The organism is Streptomyces sp. NPDC055013, assembly GCF_053608645.1.
Genome location: NZ_JBSGVW010000001.1, coordinates 504035 through 523867, shown reverse-complemented (window position 1 = coordinate 523867; position 19833 = coordinate 504035). Strand labels below are relative to the sequence as shown.

16 protein-coding genes are annotated in these 19833 nt (G+C 71.3%); 8 read left to right on the top strand and 8 right to left on the bottom strand.

Annotation, left to right across the window (positions count from 1 at the left end; all coding sequences use genetic code 11):
* Positions 1–105: 105 nt before the first annotated feature.
* Together ACWGDB_RS02245 and ACWGDB_RS02240 are read right to left on the bottom strand one after the other, a co-directional pair.
* A complete protein-coding gene (locus tag ACWGDB_RS02245) occupies positions 106–378 on the bottom strand; it encodes a hypothetical protein (protein WP_453820647.1) in 273 nt (90 codons plus the stop codon).
* Between the two features lie 190 nt (positions 379–568).
* Complete coding sequence (locus tag ACWGDB_RS02240; RefSeq protein WP_453820646.1) at positions 569–829, bottom strand: GAP family protein; 261 nt, start codon at positions 827–829, stop codon at positions 569–571.
* A 230-nt stretch (positions 830–1059) separates the two neighbouring features.
* Between ACWGDB_RS02240 and ACWGDB_RS02235 the strand changes: the two genes are divergently transcribed.
* The 3 genes from ACWGDB_RS02235 (at position 1060) to ku (ending at position 5278) form a co-directional block, all read left to right on the top strand.
* Complete coding sequence (locus ACWGDB_RS02235; protein ID WP_453820645.1) at positions 1060–2004, top strand: YhjD/YihY/BrkB family envelope integrity protein; 945 nt, start codon at positions 1060–1062, stop codon at positions 2002–2004.
* A 64-nt stretch (positions 2005–2068) separates the two neighbouring features.
* Complete coding sequence (locus tag ACWGDB_RS02230; RefSeq protein ID WP_453820644.1) at positions 2069–4183, top strand: GAF domain-containing SpoIIE family protein phosphatase; 2115 nt, start codon at positions 2069–2071, stop codon at positions 4181–4183.
* A gap of 111 nt (positions 4184–4294) precedes the next feature.
* Entirely contained in the window at positions 4295–5278 is a 984-nt protein-coding gene (gene ku / locus ACWGDB_RS02225; protein WP_453820643.1) for a non-homologous end joining protein Ku, read from the top strand.
* A 43-nt stretch (positions 5279–5321) separates the two neighbouring features.
* On the opposite strand, the gene ACWGDB_RS02220 is transcribed toward ku, so the two are convergent.
* Positions 5322–5537, bottom strand: coding sequence for a hypothetical protein (locus ACWGDB_RS02220; RefSeq protein ID WP_453820642.1), 216 nt, complete (start codon positions 5535–5537; stop codon positions 5322–5324).
* 67 nt (positions 5538–5604) lie between these two features.
* Positions 5605–6078: a DUF6194 family protein gene (locus ACWGDB_RS02215; RefSeq protein ID WP_453820641.1), complete on the bottom strand. Its 474-nt coding sequence runs from the start codon at positions 6076–6078 to the stop codon at positions 5605–5607.
* 21 nt (positions 6079–6099) lie between these two features.
* Here ACWGDB_RS02215 and ACWGDB_RS02210 point away from each other — a divergent pair, with 21 nt between their 5' ends.
* Both ACWGDB_RS02210 and ACWGDB_RS02205 read left to right on the top strand, forming a co-directional pair.
* Positions 6100–6897, top strand: coding sequence for a MerR family transcriptional regulator (locus ACWGDB_RS02210; protein ID WP_453820640.1), 798 nt, complete (start codon positions 6100–6102; stop codon positions 6895–6897).
* The gene (locus ACWGDB_RS02205; protein ID WP_453820639.1) at positions 6890–7726 is read left to right on the top strand and encodes an alpha/beta fold hydrolase; all 837 of its coding nucleotides are present in this window, start codon (positions 6890–6892) and stop codon (positions 7724–7726) included. Before ACWGDB_RS02210 ends, ACWGDB_RS02205 begins: the two co-directional genes overlap by 8 nt.
* Before the next feature lie 80 nt (positions 7727–7806).
* On the opposite strand, the gene ACWGDB_RS02200 is transcribed toward ACWGDB_RS02205, so the two are convergent.
* Positions 7807–11181, bottom strand: a complete 3375-nt coding sequence (locus ACWGDB_RS02200; protein WP_453820638.1) for a pyruvate carboxylase — start codon at positions 11179–11181, stop codon at positions 7807–7809.
* A gap of 258 nt (positions 11182–11439) precedes the next feature.
* Between ACWGDB_RS02200 and ACWGDB_RS02195 the strand changes: the two genes are divergently transcribed.
* Both ACWGDB_RS02195 and ACWGDB_RS02190 read left to right on the top strand, forming a co-directional pair.
* Positions 11440–13518 (top strand): SpoIIE family protein phosphatase, encoded by a 2079-nt coding sequence (locus ACWGDB_RS02195; RefSeq protein ID WP_453820637.1) that lies wholly within the window; start codon positions 11440–11442, stop codon positions 13516–13518.
* A 151-nt stretch (positions 13519–13669) separates the two neighbouring features.
* Entirely contained in the window at positions 13670–16117 is a 2448-nt protein-coding gene (locus ACWGDB_RS02190; RefSeq protein ID WP_453820636.1) for a SpoIIE family protein phosphatase, read from the top strand.
* Between the two features lie 51 nt (positions 16118–16168).
* On the opposite strand, the gene ACWGDB_RS02185 is transcribed toward ACWGDB_RS02190, so the two are convergent.
* A complete protein-coding gene (locus tag ACWGDB_RS02185; protein ID WP_453820635.1) occupies positions 16169–16690 on the bottom strand; it encodes a PadR family transcriptional regulator in 522 nt (173 codons plus the stop codon).
* A gap of 85 nt (positions 16691–16775) precedes the next feature.
* On the opposite strand from ACWGDB_RS02185, the gene ACWGDB_RS02180 reads away from it, so the two are divergent.
* The gene (locus ACWGDB_RS02180) at positions 16776–18215 is read left to right on the top strand and encodes a carotenoid oxygenase family protein (protein ID WP_453820634.1); all 1440 of its coding nucleotides are present in this window, start codon (positions 16776–16778) and stop codon (positions 18213–18215) included.
* 27 nt (positions 18216–18242) lie between these two features.
* Here the strand turns inward: ACWGDB_RS02180 and ACWGDB_RS02175 are convergent, their stop codons facing one another.
* Positions 18243–18794, bottom strand: a complete 552-nt coding sequence (locus tag ACWGDB_RS02175; protein ID WP_453820633.1) for a cytochrome b — start codon at positions 18792–18794, stop codon at positions 18243–18245.
* A 34-nt stretch (positions 18795–18828) separates the two neighbouring features.
* The gene (locus ACWGDB_RS02170) at positions 18829–19623 is read right to left on the bottom strand and encodes an SDR family NAD(P)-dependent oxidoreductase (protein WP_453820632.1); all 795 of its coding nucleotides are present in this window, start codon (positions 19621–19623) and stop codon (positions 18829–18831) included.
* Positions 19624–19833 lie beyond the last annotated feature (210 nt).

Sequence of the window (19833 nt, the reverse complement as noted above, 5' to 3'; positions counted from 1 at the left end):
CCTTCGCGGTCAAGCTCCCTCCCTGCGGTGACGGTGGAGGTCCGGTACACGCCCACTATCGCCCCGGGTCCGGCGGGGCGCTGCGCGGGTGGTCCTTCCGGGACGTCAACTGGCCAGCTCGTAGACGCTCTTCCCCGTCAGCCACAGGCCGATCGCGACGATGCCGAACACGATGGCCTGGTGGGCGTGGTCCGCCATCCAGGTGCGCAGGCCGAGCAGCCGACGCCGGGCCGATGCCGGTTTCAGTACGACGTACAGATCGGCGGCGAGCAGGCCGGCCGTCGCGACGATGCAGAACGCGACAGCTCCACCCAGGTCGTGACGTGGGAGGTGTCGGCCTCCACCACGGTCACGGCGCCCGCCGCGACGAGTCCCCACGGCTGGATGAGGACGGCCAGTCCCGCCGCCGGCCGGATCGCGCCGCGGTCCATCCGGGTGGCGAGGAAGGAGGACGACTTGCCGCGCGACGGCGAGGCTCCGGCGTCATCGGGCGCAGCGTTCGCTGTGCGGTCGTGGCCAGGTGGCCGGTGCCGGTCTCGCTGTCGATGCGGGTGGAGGCCGTACCCGATCAGCGACACCCCGATGAGGAGTTCGGCCGCGAGGTTCGCCGTGGACGGAGGCGACCTGGGCGCGGGGGCTGCCCGCCGGTCGGCGTCAGGACCAGGGCGATCACCGCGACGAAACACGCCATCCGCCCCGCGATGAAGGCGAGTCCTGTCCGTACCCCCCTGCCGGAGGCCACCACCAGCACGAACGCCATGAGGGGAAGGGGGTCGAGCGTGATGGCGAGGGCGATGAGCAGCAGGTCCACGACCCTGGGCGATCCCATCAGGCGCCGTACGGCACGAGGGTAGGCACGGCCGTGATCCGCCGCGGCTCTCGACCGACGGCCCCGGCGTCCGCATGCGTGCCCCTTGGGCGGGCGACGGAGTGCCGTGTCCCGCCAAGTCACGCAATCTGGAGACCGGGAAGGAGCGGCGCGATGGAGACCTACGCACGGATGCCGTCGACGGCAGGGACCGGGACGCCATGCCCGGGCTCCACGCGCGCCGGTGAGTGATGCCGCGCGGGGGCACGGGCGAGGACCCCGCCGACGGCCACCGGCGGAGCCGCTCCCTGCTGCACGCGCCCTGGTGGCGTGGCCGTATCAGGAAACTGACTGCCCGGCTGAAGACCGTCCACGCGCGGGTGGAGACCCGCTTCCCGGTGGTCACGGGGATCGTGGACCGCATGGTGTCGGTGAACATCTTCGACTCCGCCACCCGCATCGCGGCGCAGTGCTTCCTGACCGCCGTTCCCCTGCTGTTCGTGCTGAGTGCGTACGCGCCCCAGGCGGTGCAGGACCAGGTCACCGCGGCGGTCAGTGCCGTCTTCGGTCTGAACGGGCAGTCGAAGGCCCAGATCGAGCAGGCGTTCCAGCCCCCGACCGACGATCTGCGCCAGGCGACCGGCTTGGTGGGCACACTGATGGTGCTGCTGTCGGCCACCGCGGTCAGCCGTGCGGTGCAGCGGCTGTGCAGACGGGCCTGGCTGCTGCCCCGGTCAGGGGCGAAGGTCGCTCCGTGGCGGTGGCTGGCATGGATCGTCCTGTGGCTCGGGGCACTGGTCGGGCAGGGCCTGCTGCACAACCGGGTCGGCCTTGGGGCGCTCCTGGGAATCCCGGTCATCCTGGTCATGGAGACGGCCCTGTGGTGGTGGACCCAGCACCTTCTGCTGGGCGGCGGCGTCCGCTGGTCACCCCTGTTGCCGGGGGCGGTCATCACGGCGGTCGCGGTCAGCGCCCTGTCCCTGACCGCGCACTTCTACATGCCTCGGGCGCTCAACCGGGCACTGGCGGATTACGGTTCCGCCGGGCCGGTCTTCGTGCTGCTGTCCTGGCTGATCATCGTGTGCGTGGCCGTCGCCGTCGGCCTGAGCGTGGGGGCCGTACTCTCCCAGGAGCCGTTCCTGCGGCGCCGCCTCGGCACGCCGACGTCGCCTCCCGGCACGGCACAGGACGCCTGATCCACATGCCGTGCCGCCGGGTCGGGCTTAGCGTTCTGAACATGGGCGTTGGGTGTTGCGCCGAATGAGCGGGTCCGATGAGCAGCCGGAGGTGGCTGATCCGCTCGGGGACGCCTTGGCGGCGGCTGTGCGGCGCACCGGTGCCAGGTCCGGGGGTGTCTACCTGCTGGACCCGGCCGAGACCGCGATGGGCCTGCTCGCCCTGTGCGGTCTCCCGGTCGATGCCTTCGCACCGTGGTGGCGGATGTCGTTCGCCATCCGCGGGCCGGCACAGGATGCGGTTCGCCACGAACAGCTCGTCTGGGTGAGTTCCCTGGAGGCACTGGCCCGCTCCTACCCGCGTGCCGCGGCGACCATCCCCTACCAAGTCGCCTTCGCCATCGTCCCGCTGAAGCAGATCCGGCACAGCCGGGGTGCACTGCTGCTGATCTGGGCCCCGGACCGGTCCCCCCGCCTCAGCCGCCGCGAGCGCGGCCGCATCGCCATGAGCGCGCGCCGCATCGCCCGCCTGCTGGACGCGGAGGCCTCGCCTCCGGTCATTCCGGACCGGCCCCGCTTCGTGCATCCGCACCGCGAGGAGCCGAGGCCGCAGTCCGAGCTCGCGGCGGCCGACCTGGTGGAACGCCTGCCCCTCGGCACACTCGCCCTTGACCTCGGAGGGCGCATCACCTACGTGAACACCGCAGCCGCCCATCTGCTGGGCAGACCGGCGAAACAGCTGCTGGGAACCCAGCCGTGGCAGTCACTGCCCTGGCTCGACAACATCGCGTACATGGACGCGTACCGCACTGCCATGAGCAGCCGCGAGCACCTCGCCCTGACCGTCCTGCGCCCACCGGACCAGTGGCTGGACCTGCGCCTGCACACGGACGACAGCGGCACCAGCATCCTCATCACCCCCGACCAGTCGTCCAAGCCCCTCGGCACGCAGCCGGCCTCGCCCGCCAGCACTCCGCCGACGAGCCGGATCCATCTGCTGATGGCCCTGACAGCGGCACTGACCGAGGCCGTCGGTGTCCAGGACGTCGTGGACCTGATCGCCGACCAGATCCTGCCTGCCTTCGGCGCCCACGGCATGATCATGTCCGCCGCCGACGCCGGCCGTATCCAGATCATCGGACACCGCGGCTACGAGCCCTCCCTGATCGAGCAGTTCGACGGCCTGCCCACGGACGCCGACCTGACGCCGGCCGGCCGCGCCCTGGCCACCGGCGCGTCCCTGTTCTTCGCCAACCGCGGCGAACTCGCCCGCCTCTACCCGAGGGCACCGCAGATCAGCGACAAACACGCCTGGGCCTTCCTGCCGCTGCTCAGCTCCGGACGTCCCATCGGCTGTCTGCTCCTCGCCTACAACCGGCCCCACACCTTCACCGCCGCCGAACGCTCCATCCTCACGCCGCTGGCCGGTCTCATCGCCCAGGCCCTGGACCGGGCACGCCTCTACGACGCCAAGCACAACCTCGCCCACGCCCTGCAGCAGACCCTCCTGCCGCACGCCCTGCCCACCGTGGCCGGTCTCGAGGTCGCCGCCCGCTACCTGCCCGCCAGCCAGGGCGTGAACATCGGCGGCGACTTCTACGACCTGATCCGCCTCACCAACACCACCGCCGCGGCCGTCATCGGAGACGTGCAGGGCCACGACATGACGGCAGCGGCCCTGATGGGCCAGGTCCGTATGGCCGTCCACTCCCATGCCACGGCCGGGGCCGCTCCCGACCAGGTCCTAGCCCGCACCGACCGCGACCTCGCCGACCTGCACGCCAGCCGTTTCGTCTCCTGCCTCTACGCCCACATCGACCTCGCCCGCCACCAGGTGACCCTCGCCAGCGCCGGACACCCTCCCCCGCTCCTGCGCCTCCCCGACAACCGGGCCCACCCCGTCGACGTCCGCCCCGGCCCTCCACTCGGCCTCGGCTTCGGCACTCCCACCTACCCGCTCACCACCCTGCCCCTGGGCCCGGAGACGCTCCTCGCCCTCTACACCGACGGCCTCGTGGAAGACCCCGGCACCGACATCACCCAGACCATCGCCGACCTCGCCCACCACCTCAGCGAGTCGAGCGATCTGCCCCTGCACCAGCTCGTGGACAGCCTGGTCCGCCATACCCACCGCACCAACCGCCACACCGACGACATCGCCCTGCTGCTGCTTCAGCCCAACCGTCTCGCGGACGCGTGAGGAGGATCCCGGTCCGCTCTCCGCGCGCGAGGCCGGGTGCGGGGTGCGAGCGTGGAGGTGGGACACGGCCCGAGCGGGCCTTCGGCTGCACGCGGGACGGAGCGGGACGGCATGGCTCGTGCGATCTGGACAGGGGTGATCACGTTCGGGCTGGCCAGCGTGCCGGTCGGCCTGTACACCGCGACCGAGGACCACACCGTCCACTTCCACCAGCTGCAGCGCGGCACCGCCGACCGGATCCGCAACCGGCGGGTCAACGAGCGCACCGGCAAGGAAGTGGAGAACAAGGACATCGTCAAGGCCTTCGAGGCGGCCGAGGGCGAGTACATCGTCATCGACCCCGACGAACTGGACGAGATCGCGCCGGGCCGCTCGAAGGCCATCGAGATCTCGGACTTCGTCGACCTGGCCGACATGGAGCCCGTGTACTTCGCCCGCACGTACTACGTCGCCCCGCGCGGCAAGGAACACCTGAAGGTGTACGAGCTGCTGCGCGCGGCGCTGGCCGAGGCGGACAAGGCGGGCATCGCGACCTTCGTGATGCGCGGCAGGCAGTACCTGACCGCGTTGCGCGCGGCCGACCAGGTCCTTGTCCTGCAGACCCTGCACTGGGCCGACGAGGTGCGCGACCCGGGCAAGGAACTGCCCGAGCTGCCCTCCGGCCGAGCCGGGCGCGGCAAGGAGCTGGACATGGCGTTGCAGCTGGTCGACGCACTGAGCTCGGAATGGGAACCCGCCCGCTACCACGACACCTACCAGGAGAAGGTGCGGGAGCTGGTCAAGGCGAAGGCCGAGGGCCGGGACATCGCCGTCGCCGAGGAAGCCCCCGAGGCGACCAACGTCGTCGACCTGATGGATGTCCTCCAGCACAGTCTCGACCAGGCCCGCTCCCCCGGGAGTGGCGCTGCCGGGCAGCGCAAGAAGCCGGCCGCGGACCGCCCGGCGCAGAAGAGCGAGCTGCGGCGGATGAGCAAGTCGGAGCTCTACCAGCAGGCCTCCGACCGGAATGTCCCCGGCCGCTCGAAGATGACCCGCGACCAGCTGATCGACGCCCTCGCCGGGGCGGGCCGCAGAGGAAAGAAGAAGGCCGCCTGACCGGGGAAGCTGTGACGGCGGATGCTGCGGTTGTCCCGCCCCTTCATCGACCCCACGCGTCCGGGCCGCCGCCCCGCCATTCGATCAGGGCGGACTGCCGTACGTAGTCGGGATCGGCGTCCTCGATCCCCGCCCGGCTCAGGAACTCGGCCACGTCCAGGAGCCCGTACGCCATGCCCAGGAACCTGGTGTCCGCACGCACCCGCCGACCGCCGTCCTCGGCGGGCGGATAGATGACGATGAGCTGCGCACTTGCCATAGCACCAGGGTGCGATGCGGTGCGCCCGGCCGCATGCGGGGCGGGAGTGACGCAGCCGCTCGGCTCCTCACGTGGTCGGTGCGCCGCGTCGCTCGTGCCGGGAGCGGGCCAAGTGATGGGCCGCACGCAGCAGCTCACGGGTCGCCGCTGCCGTGCGCGGGCCCGGATTCACCACGGCCAGCCAGCCAAGGGTGCCGTAGACGGGATGGGCGATCAGGGTGTCAGCGGCGCTGGGATCGACCTCGCCGGTGGCTGGTTCGCGGGGCTCGTGACCGGTCCACCGGACGAACGCCTCCTTCCCGGCGTTGACGTTGACGCGGAAGGTGTCCGCCCGGTCCAGCCGTGAGGCCTCGTCGCCGGGGTAGTTCTTGGTCACGATCGTCGCGAACGGCTGGGTCGTTGTCGGGGGCACCCGATCGGGGGCGTAGTAGAAGAACGTGTCGCCCCAGCTGATGTCCGGTGTGCCGTCGCCCGGGGCCGGCCTGAGGGTCAGCACACCGTCCAGTCCGCCCACGTAGCCGATGATCTCGTCCATGGTCATGTGCTCTAGCGTTGCATTGAAGTGCTTGTGGAGACTCTGAGCGGCAGACGAAGGGCTTTCGGGGTGGCAAGTCTCAAATCAGGCGTTCTGCGCACCGCCGATGTCGCGCGGCGCTGCGGGTACTCCGTTCAACAAGTGCGCAACCTCGAACGCGACGGTGTCCTTCCGCCGGCGACACGCACGGCCACGGGCTACCGGATCTACGGGGACCTGCATCTGCAGTCCGCGCTGGCCTACCGCACCCTCGCAGCGGGCGCCGGTCCCACCGAGGCCAAGCGGATCGTCCGGGCCGTCCACCGCTCCCCCGCCTCGCAGGCACTGGCCCTGCTCGACGCGGCCCACGCCCGGCTGGACGCGGAGCGCACGGAACTGAAGCTGGCCCAGGAGGCCGCCCGGGCCATCGCCGGTGAGCCGATCGAAGACGTACGGGCTTCGGACTCGATGAGCGTTTCCGACCTCGCCGCCGCTCTCGGCGTACGTCCTTCGACGCTGCGGCACTGGGATGCGGAGGAACTCGTCGTCCCGAACCGTGACCCCGCGCGTGGCACACGCCGGTACACACCCGCCCAGGTCCGGGATGCGCGGATCGTGCACCAGCTGCGCAAGGCCGGCTACCGCGTCGCGCCCCTGCGCGCTCTCATGCCGGAGCTGCGCAGCGCCCGCCGGTCGGAGGACGTCACCTCCGCGCTGGCGGCCAGGGAGTCAGGTATCGCAACTCGCTCCAGAGCGCTGCTCGAAGGGGCCGTCGCGCTCAGCGCGGCCCTCAATATGGTGGAGGCTTCGGCAGACACGACCGAGAGGACCAGCACCCGTGAGTGAATGGCAGCTGCCCGAGACATTCCGCAGCACGTCGGGCGACATCCGCTGGGGCAGCCTCGGGCAGCCCGGCCAGGATCCGGTCGTCCTCCTCCACGGCACGCCCTTCTCCTCGTACGTCTGGCGCGCCGTAGCCCGCGCGCTCGCCCGCCACCACCAGGTGTTCGTGTGGGACATGCCCGGTTACGGGGAATCGGAGATGTCCACCGACCAGGATGTCTCCCTGGCAACCCAGGGCAGGGTCTTCACCGAGCTCCTGACACACTGGAACCTCGACGAACCTCTCGTGGTGGCACACGACTTCGGCGGTGCCGTCTCCTTGCGGGCGCACCTGCTGCACGGAGCCCGCTACCGCGCGCTCGCCCTGGTCGACCCGGTCGCGCTGGCCCCGTGGGGATCGCCGTTCTTCCGTCTCGTCGGCGAGCACTCCGATGTCTTCGACCGGCTGCCGCCCGCTCTGCACGGCGCTCTGGTGCGCGAGTACATCAGCTCGGCCAGCAGCCCCGGCCTGCACCCCGCCGTCCTCGACCGGCTCAGCCGGCCCTGGCTGGGCGAGGTCGGCCAGTCGGCCTTCTACCGGCAGATCGCCCAGGCCGACCAGCGCTACACCGACGAAGTCCAGGAACGGTACGGCGAGATCGGCTTCCCGACGCTGGTGTGCTGGGGCGAGGACGACACCTGGATCCCCGTGGCGAAAGGCCGCGAGCTGGCCGCCCGGATCCCCGGCGCGCGGCTGGAGCCGATCGCCGGCGCGGGCCACCTCGTCCAGGAGGACGCACCTGCCGAACTCACGGCCGCACTCACGTCTTTCCTCCGAGAACAGAAAAGCTGACGCCGTTCCAGCGGCAGGGGCACGGCCCGGCGGAGAAGTCCGCGGGACCGTGCCCCTGAACTGCCGGCCCTGGAGACCGCTCAGGCGAGTTCGACGAGGAGGTCGCCGCCCTCGACCTGCTGGATGGGATTGATGGCGAGCCTGGCCACCTTGCCGGACTTCGCTGCGGTGATCGAAGCCTCCATCTTCATCGCCTCGATGGTGGCCACCGTGTCACCGGCCGTCACCTCGTCCCCTTCGGAGACCGTGAGGGTCACCACGCCGGCGAACGGTGCCGCGACGTGGCCGGGGTTGGCACGGTCGGCCTTCTCCGTGACGGGAACGTCGGAGGCCGCCGCCCGGTCGCGGACCTGGATGGGCCGCAGTTGGCCGTTCAGGGTGGACATCACGGTGCGCATGCCACGCTCGTCCGCGTCACCGACGGCCTGCAGCTCGATCAGCAGCCGCACACCGCGCTCGAGGTCGACGGAGTACTCCTTGCCGGGACGCAGTCCGTAGAAGAAGTCCTTGCTGTCGAGGACGCTGGTGTCGCCGTAGGTGTCGCGGTGCGTGTCGAACTCGCGGGTGGGGCCCGGGAACAGCAGCCGGTTGAGCGTCGCCCGCCGGTCCTTCGCCAGGCCCTCGCGGTCGTCGGCGTTCAGCTCCTGGACCGGCTTGGCGTCGGCGCGGCCCTGCAACGCCTTCGTGCGGAACGGCTCGGGCCAGCCGCCGGGCGGGGTGCCGAGCTCGCCGCGCAGGAACCCGATGACGGAGTCGGGGATGTCGAACCGGTCCGGCTCCGCCTCGAAGTCCTTCGGGGACACGCCCGCGCCCACGAGGTGCAGCGCCAGGTCGCCGACCACCTTCGACGACGGGGTGACCTTCACCAGGTGGCCGAGCATCCGGTCGGCGGCGCCGTACATCGCCTCGATGTCCTCGAAGCGGTCGCCCAGGCCCAGCGCGACCGCCTGGGTACGCAGGTTGGAGAGCTGCCCGCCGGGGATCTCGTGGTGGTAGACGCGGCCGGTCGGCGAGGCCAGCCCCGCCTCGAAGGGGGCGTAGACCTTGCGGACGCTCTCCCAGTACGGCTCCAGGTCGCCGACGGCCTGCAGGTCGAGGCCGGTGGGCCGGTCGGAGTGGTCGGTCGCGGCCACGATCGCCGACAGGGACGGCTGGGAGGTGGTGCCCGCCATGGACGCCACCGCGCCGTCCACCGCGTCGGCGCCGGCCTGGATGGCGGCGAGGTAGGTGGCGAGCTGACCGCCGGCGGTGTCGTGGGTGTGCACGTGGACGGGCAGGTCGAACTCCCTGCGCAGCGCCGACACCAGGGTCGCCGCGGCCGGGGCGCGCAGCAGGCCCGCCATGTCCTTGACGGCCAGCACGTGGGCGCCCGCCTCGACGATCTGCTCGGCCAGGCGCAGGTAGTAGTCCAGGGTGTACAGGCGCTCCGACGGGTCGGACAGGTCGGAGGTGTAGCACAGGGCCACCTCGGCGACGGCCGTTCCGGTGTCCCGTACGGCGTCGATGGCGGGCCGCATCTGGGCGACGTCGTTGAGGGCGTCGAAGATGCGGAAGATGTCGATGCCGGTGGCTGCGGCCTCGTGCACGAAGGCGTCGGTCACCTCGGTGGGATACGGCGTGTAGCCCACGGTGTTGCGGCCGCGCAGCAGCATCTGCAGGCAGATGTTCGGCGCGGCCTCCCGCAGGGCCGCCAGGCGCTCCCACGGGTCCTCGGCGAGGAAGCGCAGGGCGACGTCGTAGGTCGCGCCGCCCCAGCACTCCAGGGACAGCAGCTGGGGCAGGGTGCGCGCCACCACCGGGGCGACGGCGAGCATGTCCTTGGTGCGCACGCGCGTGGCGAGCAGCGACTGGTGGGCGTCGCGGAACGTGGTGTCGGTGACGCCGATGGTCGGGGACGCGCGCAGCCAGCGGGCGAAGCCTTCCGGGCCGAGTTCGGCGAGCCGCTGCCGGGACCCGGCCGCCGGCTCACCGGCGGGCAGCGCGGGCAGCTTGGTCAACGGCTCGAGCAGGTCGGGCCGTTCGCCGTGCGGCTTGTTGACGGTGACGTCGGCCAGGTAGGTCAGCAACTTGGTACCGCGGTCTGCGGAGTGGCGGGAGGTGAGCAGGTGCGGGCGCTGCTCGATGAACGACGTGGTGACCCGGCCGGCCTGGAAGTCGGCGTCGTCCAGAACCGCTTGCAGGAAGGGGATGTTGGTGGCCACGCCGCGGATGCGGAACTCGGCCACGGCACGCCGGGCACGGCCCACCGCGGTGCTGAAGTCCCGGCCCCGGCAGGTCAGTTTGACCAGCATGGAGTCGAAGTGCGCGCTGATGTCCGTACCGGCGTGGGTGGTACCGCCGTCGAGGCGGATGCCCGAGCCGCCCGGCGAGCGGTAGGCGCTGATGCGGCCGGTGTCCGGACGGAACCCGTTGGCGGGGTCCTCGGTGGTGATGCGGCACTGCAGCGCTGCGCCGCGCAGCGTCACGGTCTCCTGGGCTAGGCCGAGGTCGGTGAGGGTCTCGCCGGCGGCGATGCGCAGCTGCGACTGCACGAGGTCGACGTCGGTGACCTCCTCGGTCACGGTGTGCTCGACCTGGATGCGCGGGTTCATCTCGATGAAGACGTGGTTGCCGTCGCGGTCGAGGAGGAACTCCACGGTGCCCGCGTTGCGGTAACCGATCTGGCGGGCGAACCGCACGGCGTCGGCGCAGATCCGGTCCCGCAGCTCCGGGTCGAGGTTCGGCGCGGGGGCCAGCTCGATCACCTTCTGGTGGCGGCGCTGCACCGAGCAGTCCCGCTCGAACAGATGGATGACGTTGCCCTGCCCGTCGGCGAGGATCTGCACCTCGATGTGGCGGGGCTCGACGACCGCCTTCTCCAGGAACACCGTGGCATCGCCGAACGCGGACGCCGCCTCGCGGGACGCCGCCTCGATGGACTCCCGCAGCTGGGCGGGATCCTCCACGCGGCGCATGCCGCGGCCGCCGCCACCCGCGACCGCCTTGACGAACACGGGGAAGCCGACGTCGTCGGCCGCGCGGACCAGTTCGTCGACGTCGTTGGAGGGCGCGGACGAGCCGAGCACGGGTACGCCGGCCTCCCGTGCGGCGGTCACCGCGCGGGCCTTGTTCCCGGTCAGTTCCAGGATGTCCGCGCTCGGTCCGACGAAGGTGATGCCCGCTTCCTCGCAGGCCCGGGCCAGATCAGGGTTCTCGGACAGGAATCCGTACCCGGGGTACACCGCGTCCGCTCCGGCACGGCGCGCCGCGCGGACGATCTCCTCCACGGAGAGATAGGCCCGCACCGGGTGTCCGGGCTGCCCGATCTCGTAGGCTTCGTCGGCCTTGAGCCGGTGCAGGGAGTTGCGGTCTTCGTGCGGGAAGACGGCGACGGTGCGCGCGCCCAGCTCGTAGCCTGCGCGGAACGCACGAATCGCGATCTCCCCGCGGTTGGCGACCAGCACCTTGCGGAACATTCTTGATCCCTTCAGCCTTGCGGTGACGGAGCACCCATGGTGTCGGCGGCGCCCCTCTCACGCCATGTGAGCCGGGCCACTCGCGATCTCCCCTCTCACCTGCCCAGGTTCCGCAACCTGTCACCACGCACCATCGACGCCCTGAGCGGCCGGACGGGCCTACGCTGTCCTTGAGCCTCCTGTGGTCAAGGGTGGCGGCGGTCCGTCGCGGACCCTGGAGCCGCGGTGGGACCGGTGCCGGGTGAGCGAGGTGCCCCTATGACCAGCGCCAGTCCCCACGGTGCGCATGCGCACGACGCGGTCGGCGAGACGCCGAACCCGGACGCGTCCAAGGTGGGACACCCTGGCGTGTTCCAGGATCTGCTGCCGCTCGCCCTGTGGGTGGCCGATGCCGAGGGACGCATGGCGCAATGGTCGCTCGCCGCCCACGACCTGCTCGGTCACACCCAGGAGCAGGTGGTGGGCCAGGAGGTCAACCGCGTCCTCGTGCCCGAGGAGAACCGCGACCTGGCCGATCGGCTCACCCGGTCCGTACAGGCGGGCGCCGCGGTGGTCGCGAGGCTGCCGGTCCGGCACCGCGACGGGCATCTGGTCGACATGGACATGTGGATCTGTCCCATCGCGGACGGGCCGCAGCGCACGGGTGTCATGGCCATCGCGGCGGAGACCACCGCGGTGGAGCAGATGCGCGACGCGCTGGCGGCTCTGGAGGGGCTGTTCACCCAGTCCCCGATCGGCCTGGCCATGCTCGGCTCGGACCTGCGTTTCCTCCGGGTCAACCAGGCGCTGGCCCGGATGGACGGCGTACCGGTCGCGGAGCACGTCGGCAGGCGTGTGACCGAGGTCGCCCCCGGCACCGACGCGCTGGAGTCGGTGATGCGGCAGGTCCTCGACCGGGGCGAGGCGGTGGTGGACTCCCGCCACTCCGCTGTCAGCAGGAAGAAGCCGGGACTGGTGCGGACGTGGTCCTGCTCCTACGCGCCCCTGCTCGACGGCGCCGGCCGGCGGATCGGACTGATCGCCTCGCTGATCGACATCACGGAGGGACAGCACGCCCATCTCGAGGCGGAGCGGGCGCGGCGGCGGCTCGCGCTGCTGGCGGAGGCGGGCACGCAGATGGGTTCCACGCTGGATCTGAAGCAGACGGCGCAGGAGGTGGTCCGGGTCCTGGTGCCCCGGTTGGCCGACTCCGCCGACGTGCAGTTGCTGGAGGAGGCGGTGGCCCCGGACGAGACCGCGGCATCGGCGCACGGTGTGGTGCGTCGCGCCGCGGCGTCCTTCACCGATCCGGCCGCGCCGACCGACCAGCTCGCCGTCGGCATGACCCAGCAGGTCCCGCTGGGCTCCGTGTACGAGCAGGTCATCACGGAGGGGCGGCCGATGAACCTGTTCCTGTCCGACATCGGCCCCATGATCACCGACCCGGACGTCGACCGGTTGCGCGCCTACCTGCGCACCCATGTGGGCGCGGCGCGCCTGATCCCGCTGGTGGCCCGCGGCAGCGTGCTCGGCGCGGTCGTCGTCACCCGGACCCGGCAGCGCGGGCCGTTCGACGACCAGGACACGCTGCTGATCGACGAACTCGTCGCCCGGGCGGCACTGAACATCGACAACGCGCGCATGTACAGCCGGGAGCGCGACGCGGCCCTCACCCTCCAGCGCAGCCTGATGAACACCGTCCTGCCTCCCGTCGACGGGCTGGAACTCACCGCGCGCTATCTGCCGGCCGGGGACCACGGGGTCGGCGGCGACTGGTTCGACGCCGTCGCCCTGCCGGACGGCCGGACCGCCCTGGTGATCGGGGACGTGATGGGGCACGGCATCCATGCGGCGGCGGTGATGGGGCAGCTGCGCACCGCGGTACGGACCCTGGCCCGCCGGGAACCCGCACCCGAGCAGGTGCTGCCCGCCCTGGACGCCGTGGTGGCGGATCTGGGCGACAACGAGATGGCCACCTGCCTGTACGCCGTCCACGATCCTGCGACCGGCCGCTGTCTGATCGCCAGGGCGGGGCACCCGCCGCCGGTGGTCGCCGACGAGCGCGGAACGGTCACCTTCCTGGACTGCCCGGCGGGCCCGCCCCTCGGCGTGGGCCGGAAGGACTGCGAGGTCCAGCAGGTGGTCCTCCCTGCGCACGGTCTGCTGGTGATGTACACCGACGGCCTGATCGAAACGCGCGGCACGGACCTCGACCAGGGCATGCGCCGGCTGGCACAGGCCGTGGGGCATCCCGGCCGCCCTCTGGCGCAGGTCTGCGACGACCTCCTGGCCCATGTCATGCCCGAGGCGGCCGACGACGACGTGGCGGTGCTCCTGGCCCGGGCGCTGCCCCGATGACCATGTCCACAGGGACCGTAAGGAGCAGTTTCCGAAGCACGCTGTGGCCGTACACCCGATACTGGGACTGAGCCGCTGCCAGGCATGCCGAACGGTAGGAGCGCCCCGGGGCCGCAGCACGGCCCCGCGAACGGCGCGGGACGGGTGGGCGATGGACGACACATCCCCGACGACGCTCAGCGAGAGTCCGGAGGATCCGTTCTCGATCCACCAGTCCGCGTCCGCCGTCGTGGACCGCGGCGGACGGGTCGTCGCGTGGAGCGAGCAGGCCACCGCTCTGCTCGGGTACCGCCCCGACGAGGTGCTGGGCCGGTCGGTCCGCGAGGTGCTGGTCGACAGCGGGGACGAGTCCTTGGTCGCCGAGGTGACTCACGCCTGCCTGCAGGAGGGCGGCTGGTATGGGCTGCTGCCGGTTCGGCACCGCGCAGGCCACCGCGTGTACGTGGGGTTCAGGGCCCGGTGTGTGCGACGCCTGGACTCCAGCGTCGAGTGGCTTCTGGTCGGCTCGCGCGCCGAGGACGTCATCCAGTGGGAGATCGACAGGGCCGTGCTGGACGGCCTCTTCAGCCGGTCCCCCGTGGGTGTCGTGGTTCTCGGGCCGGACCTGCGCGTGCTGCGGATAAACCGGGCGGTCGCGAGGTTCGGCGGACTGCCGCCAGAGGCGTACCGCGGGCGCCGCGCGGGCGAGTTTCTCCTCGGTGCGGACGCGGAGCTCGCCGAGGAGAAACTGCGGTCGGTCCTGGAGACGGGCCAGCCCGTGATCTTCGCCGAGCAGCCGGCCCGGCTGCTGAGCGACACCCGCAAGGAACTGTTCATCTCGATCTCCGCCTTCCGGATGCAGGACCCGTCCGGAAAGGTGCTGGGCGTCACAGAGATCGTTGAGGACGTCACCGACCGCCATCGGGCCCGTCGCCGGCTCGCGCTGCTCAACGAGGCCGGCGCCAGGATCGGCAGCACACTGGATGTGGCCACGACGGCACGTGAGCTGGCCGAGGCGGCGGTTCCAGAACTCGCCGACGCCCTCTCGGTGGATCTGCTGGAGCCCGTGACCCGCGGGGAGGAACCGGCATCCGACGCCAGGGGCCCGCTGCGCAGGATGGCGGTCCGCAGCGTCCGGCCCGAGGCGCAGAAGCTGATGTATCCCGTGGGCCATCTGTTCGAATTTCCGGACCGGACGGCACCTGCACGCTGCCTGGCGGAGCGTCGGCCGATCCTGGAGGCCACTCTGGATCCCGACTCCGGATGGTTCGCCGCCGAACCGGACCGGACCGAAAAGGCGCTCGCGATGGGCGTCCACTCCCTGATCGTGGTGCCGCTGACCGCGCGCGGTGTCATCCTCGGCCTGGTCTGCCTGTGGCGCTCCCAGCGGCCGGAGCCCTTCGAGCAGGACGACCTGACCCTGGCGGAGGAGTTCGCCGCCAGAGCCGCGGTCTGCATCGACAACGCCCGCCGCTACACCCAGCAGCACCAGGCCGCGGAAGCCCTCCAGCGCAGTCTGTTGCCGAGTGAGGTGCCCGAGCACCCGGCGGTCGAGACCGCCCACCGCTATCTGCCCGCGCAGGCCTCCGCCGGCGTCGGCGGCGACTGGTTCGACGTCATCCCGCTGTCGGGACTGCGCGTCGGGCTGGTCGTCGGCGACGTGGTCGGCCACGGCATGCACGCCTCGGCCACCATGGGCCGGCTGCGCGCCGCCGTGCGCACGCTGGCGCACCTCGACCTGGCTCCGGACGAGGTCCTCGCCCGGCTGGACGACCTGGTGGACCAGCTGGCCACCGAACAGCAGCAGATCGATGCGAACATGCCCCAGATCCTGGGCGCGACGTGTCTGTACGCGATCTACGACCCCGTGTCCCGGCACTGCGCCATGGCCCGCGCGGGTCATCCGCCGCCGACCGTACTGGGTCCGGACGGGCAGGTCCGCCCGGTCGACCTGCCCGCCGGGCCGCCGCTCGGCCTCGGCGGGCTGCCGTTCGAGACGGCGGAGCTCGAACTGGAGAGGGGCAGCCTGATCGCTCTGTACAGCGACGGTCTCCTCCTGGCCGACGACCGTGACATCGACCAGGGCCTGGCCCTGCTGCGTACCGCGCTGTCCGGTCCTGCCGAGTCGCTGGAGCACACGTGCAAGGCGGTGGAGGACGCGATGCTGCCCGACCGGTCCGCCGACGACGTCACGCTGCTGCTGGGCCGGACCCGGGTGCTGGCGGTGGAGCAGGTGGCCACCTGGGAGCTGTCGGCCGAGGCCACCGCGGCCGCCCGGGCCCGGTCACTGGTGACGGACCGGCTGACCGAGTGGGGGCTGGAGGAGTGCGCCTTCACCACCGAACTCATCGTGAGCGAGCTGGTCACCAACGCCTACCGTTATGCCGACGGCCCGGTCCTGCTCCGGCTGATCCGTGACGGCCAGCTGATCTGCGAGGTCTCCGACAGCAGCAGCACCTCACCCCATCTGCGCCAGGCCAGCAGTACCGACGAGGGCGGACGCGGCCTGTTCCTGGTGGCCCAGCTGGCCGAACGGTGGGGGACGCGCTACGGCCGCAACAGCAAGACCATCTGGGCCGAGCAGCCGCTGCCGGAGCCCCCCGCGGAGCCGGGCATCTGACCTGCCACGACGGGCGACCGGCAGCGCGGGACGCGCGTGACGCGCGGCGGCTCAGGCCTCGCCGAGGATCCCGGGCAGCTCGTCCATCCACGCCAGGACGGCTTCCTCGTAGCGCAGCCCGAAGGCGAGCGTCGCTCGCTGATACGCGTCGAGTCCGTCGGCCCCGGCGCGTTCCCGGTAGCCGGCCAGCCGGGCCTCGTGCAGGGCACGGTGCTCGGCGACGAAGTCCAGCAGCCGCTCCCGCTCCACAGCTGAACCGAACGCGATGGTGAGCAGCAGCGGGTAGCGGATCTGCTCGGTGCCCGGCGGGCGGGTGACCCACTCGGCGAACGCCTCGCGGCCCTCGTCGGTGAGCCGGTAGGGCTGCCGTGCCCGAGGCCCGGCCGGCCCGGCACGCACCAGGCCACGATCCGCCAGCGTGGCCAGCTCCCGGTACACCTGGCTGCGGGTCAGGGTCCAGAAGTCGCCGATCAGCTTCTCGGCGAGCTTCACCAGCTCATAGCCGCTGGCCTCGCCCGCGTGCAGGAATCCCAGCAGCGAGGCCGCGCTCGCGTTGAGTTCGGTACCGGGCATGAACCTTCCCTTGACATTCCACTGTGGACTGTGCTGGCCTTGATGACGTACACAATAGTCCACTGTGGACTGTGGGGTGATCCGCATGAACACCAAGAAGGGTTACGCGGCCGGGTTCCGCACCCTCGACACCGAGGTCAGCGACCGGAAACTGCCCGTGGAAGGCACCCTGCCGACCTGGCTGCGCGGCAGTCTGCTGCGCAACGGCCCGGCACGCTTCGAGGCCGGGAAGGGAGCTGACGGCAGGGCGTTCCGGCACTGGTTCGACGGCCAGGCGATGCTGCACCGCTTCGCCTTCACCGACGGCCAGGTCACCTACACGAACAGGTTCGTCGACACACCCAGCAGCAGGGCCGCGCGTGAGTCGGGCCGGATCGCCTATCCGGAGTTCGCCACCGACCCCTGCCGCTCGCTGTTCGCCCGCTTCTTCAGCATGTTCTCCCGTCCGGAGGTGACGAACACCAACGTCAGCGTGGCCCGTTTCGGTGAGCGCTTCGTGGCGCTGACCGAGACCCCGCTGCCGGTGGAGTTCGACCCCGAGACGCTCGCGACCGCCGGTGTCGTCGGCTACGAGGACGCGTTGAAGGGCCAGGTCACCACCGCCCACCCGCACCAGGACCCCGGCACCGGCGATCTGGTGAACCAGCTGACGCACTTCGCGCGGCGCAGCGAGTACCGCGTCTACCGCCAGCCGACGCCGGGCACGAAGCGCGAGCTGATCGGCCGTCACCCGGTGACCAGGCCCGGGTACATGCACAGCTTCGCGATCACCGGCCGGTACGTCGTCCTGGCCGAGTTCCCGCTCACCGTGAACCCGCTCGCTCTGGTCCTCAGCGGCAGGCCGTTCATCGAGAACTACCGTTGGGATCCCGAGCAAGGCACCCGCTTCATCGTCTTCGACCAGCGTGAGGGCAGCGTGCGCGGGGTGTACGAGACGACAGCGTGCTTCGCCTTCCACCACATCAACGCCTGGGAGGACGAGGACCACGACGGTGACCTGGTGCTCGATCTGTGCGCCTACTCCGACGCCTCGGTGATCGACGCGCTGTATCTGGACCGGCTGCGGGCCGGCCGGGGCGTTCCGGTCTCGTACCCCACCCGCTTCCGGATCGGCCTGCGCACCGGCCGCGTCGAGACCGGGCGACTGGCGGAGGAGTCCATGGAACTGCCGCGCATCGCCTACGAGCGGCACAACGGACGCGCCTACCGGTACGCGTACGGCGTGAGCTCCCTCGACGGCCGCGGGGACGACTTCATCAACCAGCTCGTCAAGGTCGACACACGGACGGGTGGGACCCGGACCTGGCACGAGGAGGGCTGCTACCCCGGCGAGCCGGTCTTCGTCCCTGCCCCGGACGCGGCCGACGAGGACGACGGTGTGCTGCTGTCCCTGGTCCTCGACTCCGCGAACGGCGCCTCGTCGCTACTGGTCCTGTCCGCCCGGACACTGGACGTGCTGGCCCGGGCGCAGGCCCCGCACATCGTGCCGTACGGCTTCCACGGCCTGTTCACCGGCCGCGCCTGACTCCGGGCCGGACGGTGCGACCGGGCGTCAGAACATGCGGCCGAGCAGACGGTCACGGTTGATCAGCTGATGCTTGAGCACCAGTCCGACGTGCACCGCGAGCGCCACGTAGAGGACGAGCTGGGCCGCGACATGGACGCCGAGCAGGTCGTCATCGCCGGACAGGAGCAGGGCGAGACCGGTGACAGGTACGGCGAACGTGGCCACGTACAGGGCGGTCTCGGTGCCGTGCGCGAGGCGCCGCTCCCGGGCGGTGAGGGTCGGCGCCCAAGGGGGCAGCGGGGTGGCCAGCCGCCAGGCGAGGCGGACGGCACCGAGCAGCAGCACAGTGGCACCCAGCACGACGTGCACCGTCAGCAATGCGTCGTCGCCGAAGGGGTCGTAGCCGTCCTCCCCGCCTCGGCCCCGGCCTCGCCCGCGCCCCGAGCCGTCTCCACGCCTGCGGCCACGTCCCCGCCCGCGGCCGCTGTCGTCCACGTCGAGCAGGTAGCCCACGGCGAACTGCACCACGATGGCGACGAACACCAGCCAGTGGAGCGCCTTCGTGACGAGGCCATAGCCGTGCGGACCGTTGCTCATGTGGTAAGCCATGCCTCCGGCCCCGCGCCTTCCGTCACGGCAGGATGGAGTCGACGTATCCGCCGTCCACGCGCACCGCGCCGCCGGTGGTCGCCGAGGCCTGGTCCGAGCCGAGGTAGACCACCATGTTGGCGATCTCCTCCGGTTCGATCAGCCGTTGCAGCAGGCTCTGCGGCCGGTGCTTGCGCATGAACGCCCGCTGGGCCTCGTCCCAGGGCAGGTCCCGGTCGACCAGTTCGTAGACGAAGTCCTCCACGCCGCCTGTGTGGGTGGGCCCGGCGATGACGGAGTTCACCGTGACGCCCGTGCCCGCGGCGTGCTTGGCGAATCCCCGGCTGACCGCGAGCAGCGAGGTCTTGGACATGCCGTAGTGGATCATCTCTGCCGGGGTGACGATCGCCGAGTCGCTGGCGATGTACTGCACGCGTCCCCAGCCGCGTTCGGTCATGCCCGGCAGGAACAGCCGGGTCAGCCGTACGGCGGACAGCACGTTCACCTCGAAGTAGCGCCGCCACTCCTCGTCGCTGATCTCCAGGGGGTCGGCGGAGCCGAAGATGCCGAGGTTGTTGACGAGGATGTCCACCTCGGGCAGCGTCTCGGCCACCTGGTCCGCGCCCTGTTGCGTGCTCACATCCGCCGGCACCGGCACCCATTCGGCGCCGGGCACCTGCTTGGCCAACTCGGCGACGCCCTGCTCGACGCGCTCCGGGCTACGGCCGTTGACGCCCACGCGGGCCCCCGCGCGGGCCAGTCCGGCGGCGATCGCCGCGCCGATGCCCTGGGTGGAACCGGTGACCAGTGCCGTGCGGCCCTTCAGATCGATCTGCATGCCTGGCAGCCCCTTTCCCATACGGATTCGGTGGCTGTGTACCCAGCGATATTGCTTGCACACGCACACTACACGCAATCGCTCATATTGAATGAACGCAATCGAGTTGTGGAAGGGCGAGACGAGGGCGCGTCGGTGAAGAAGGTGCGCCGGCAGCCCCGGCCTCCGATCGCGCCCGAGCGCCCGTCCGGGCGACCATGGCCGAAGGAA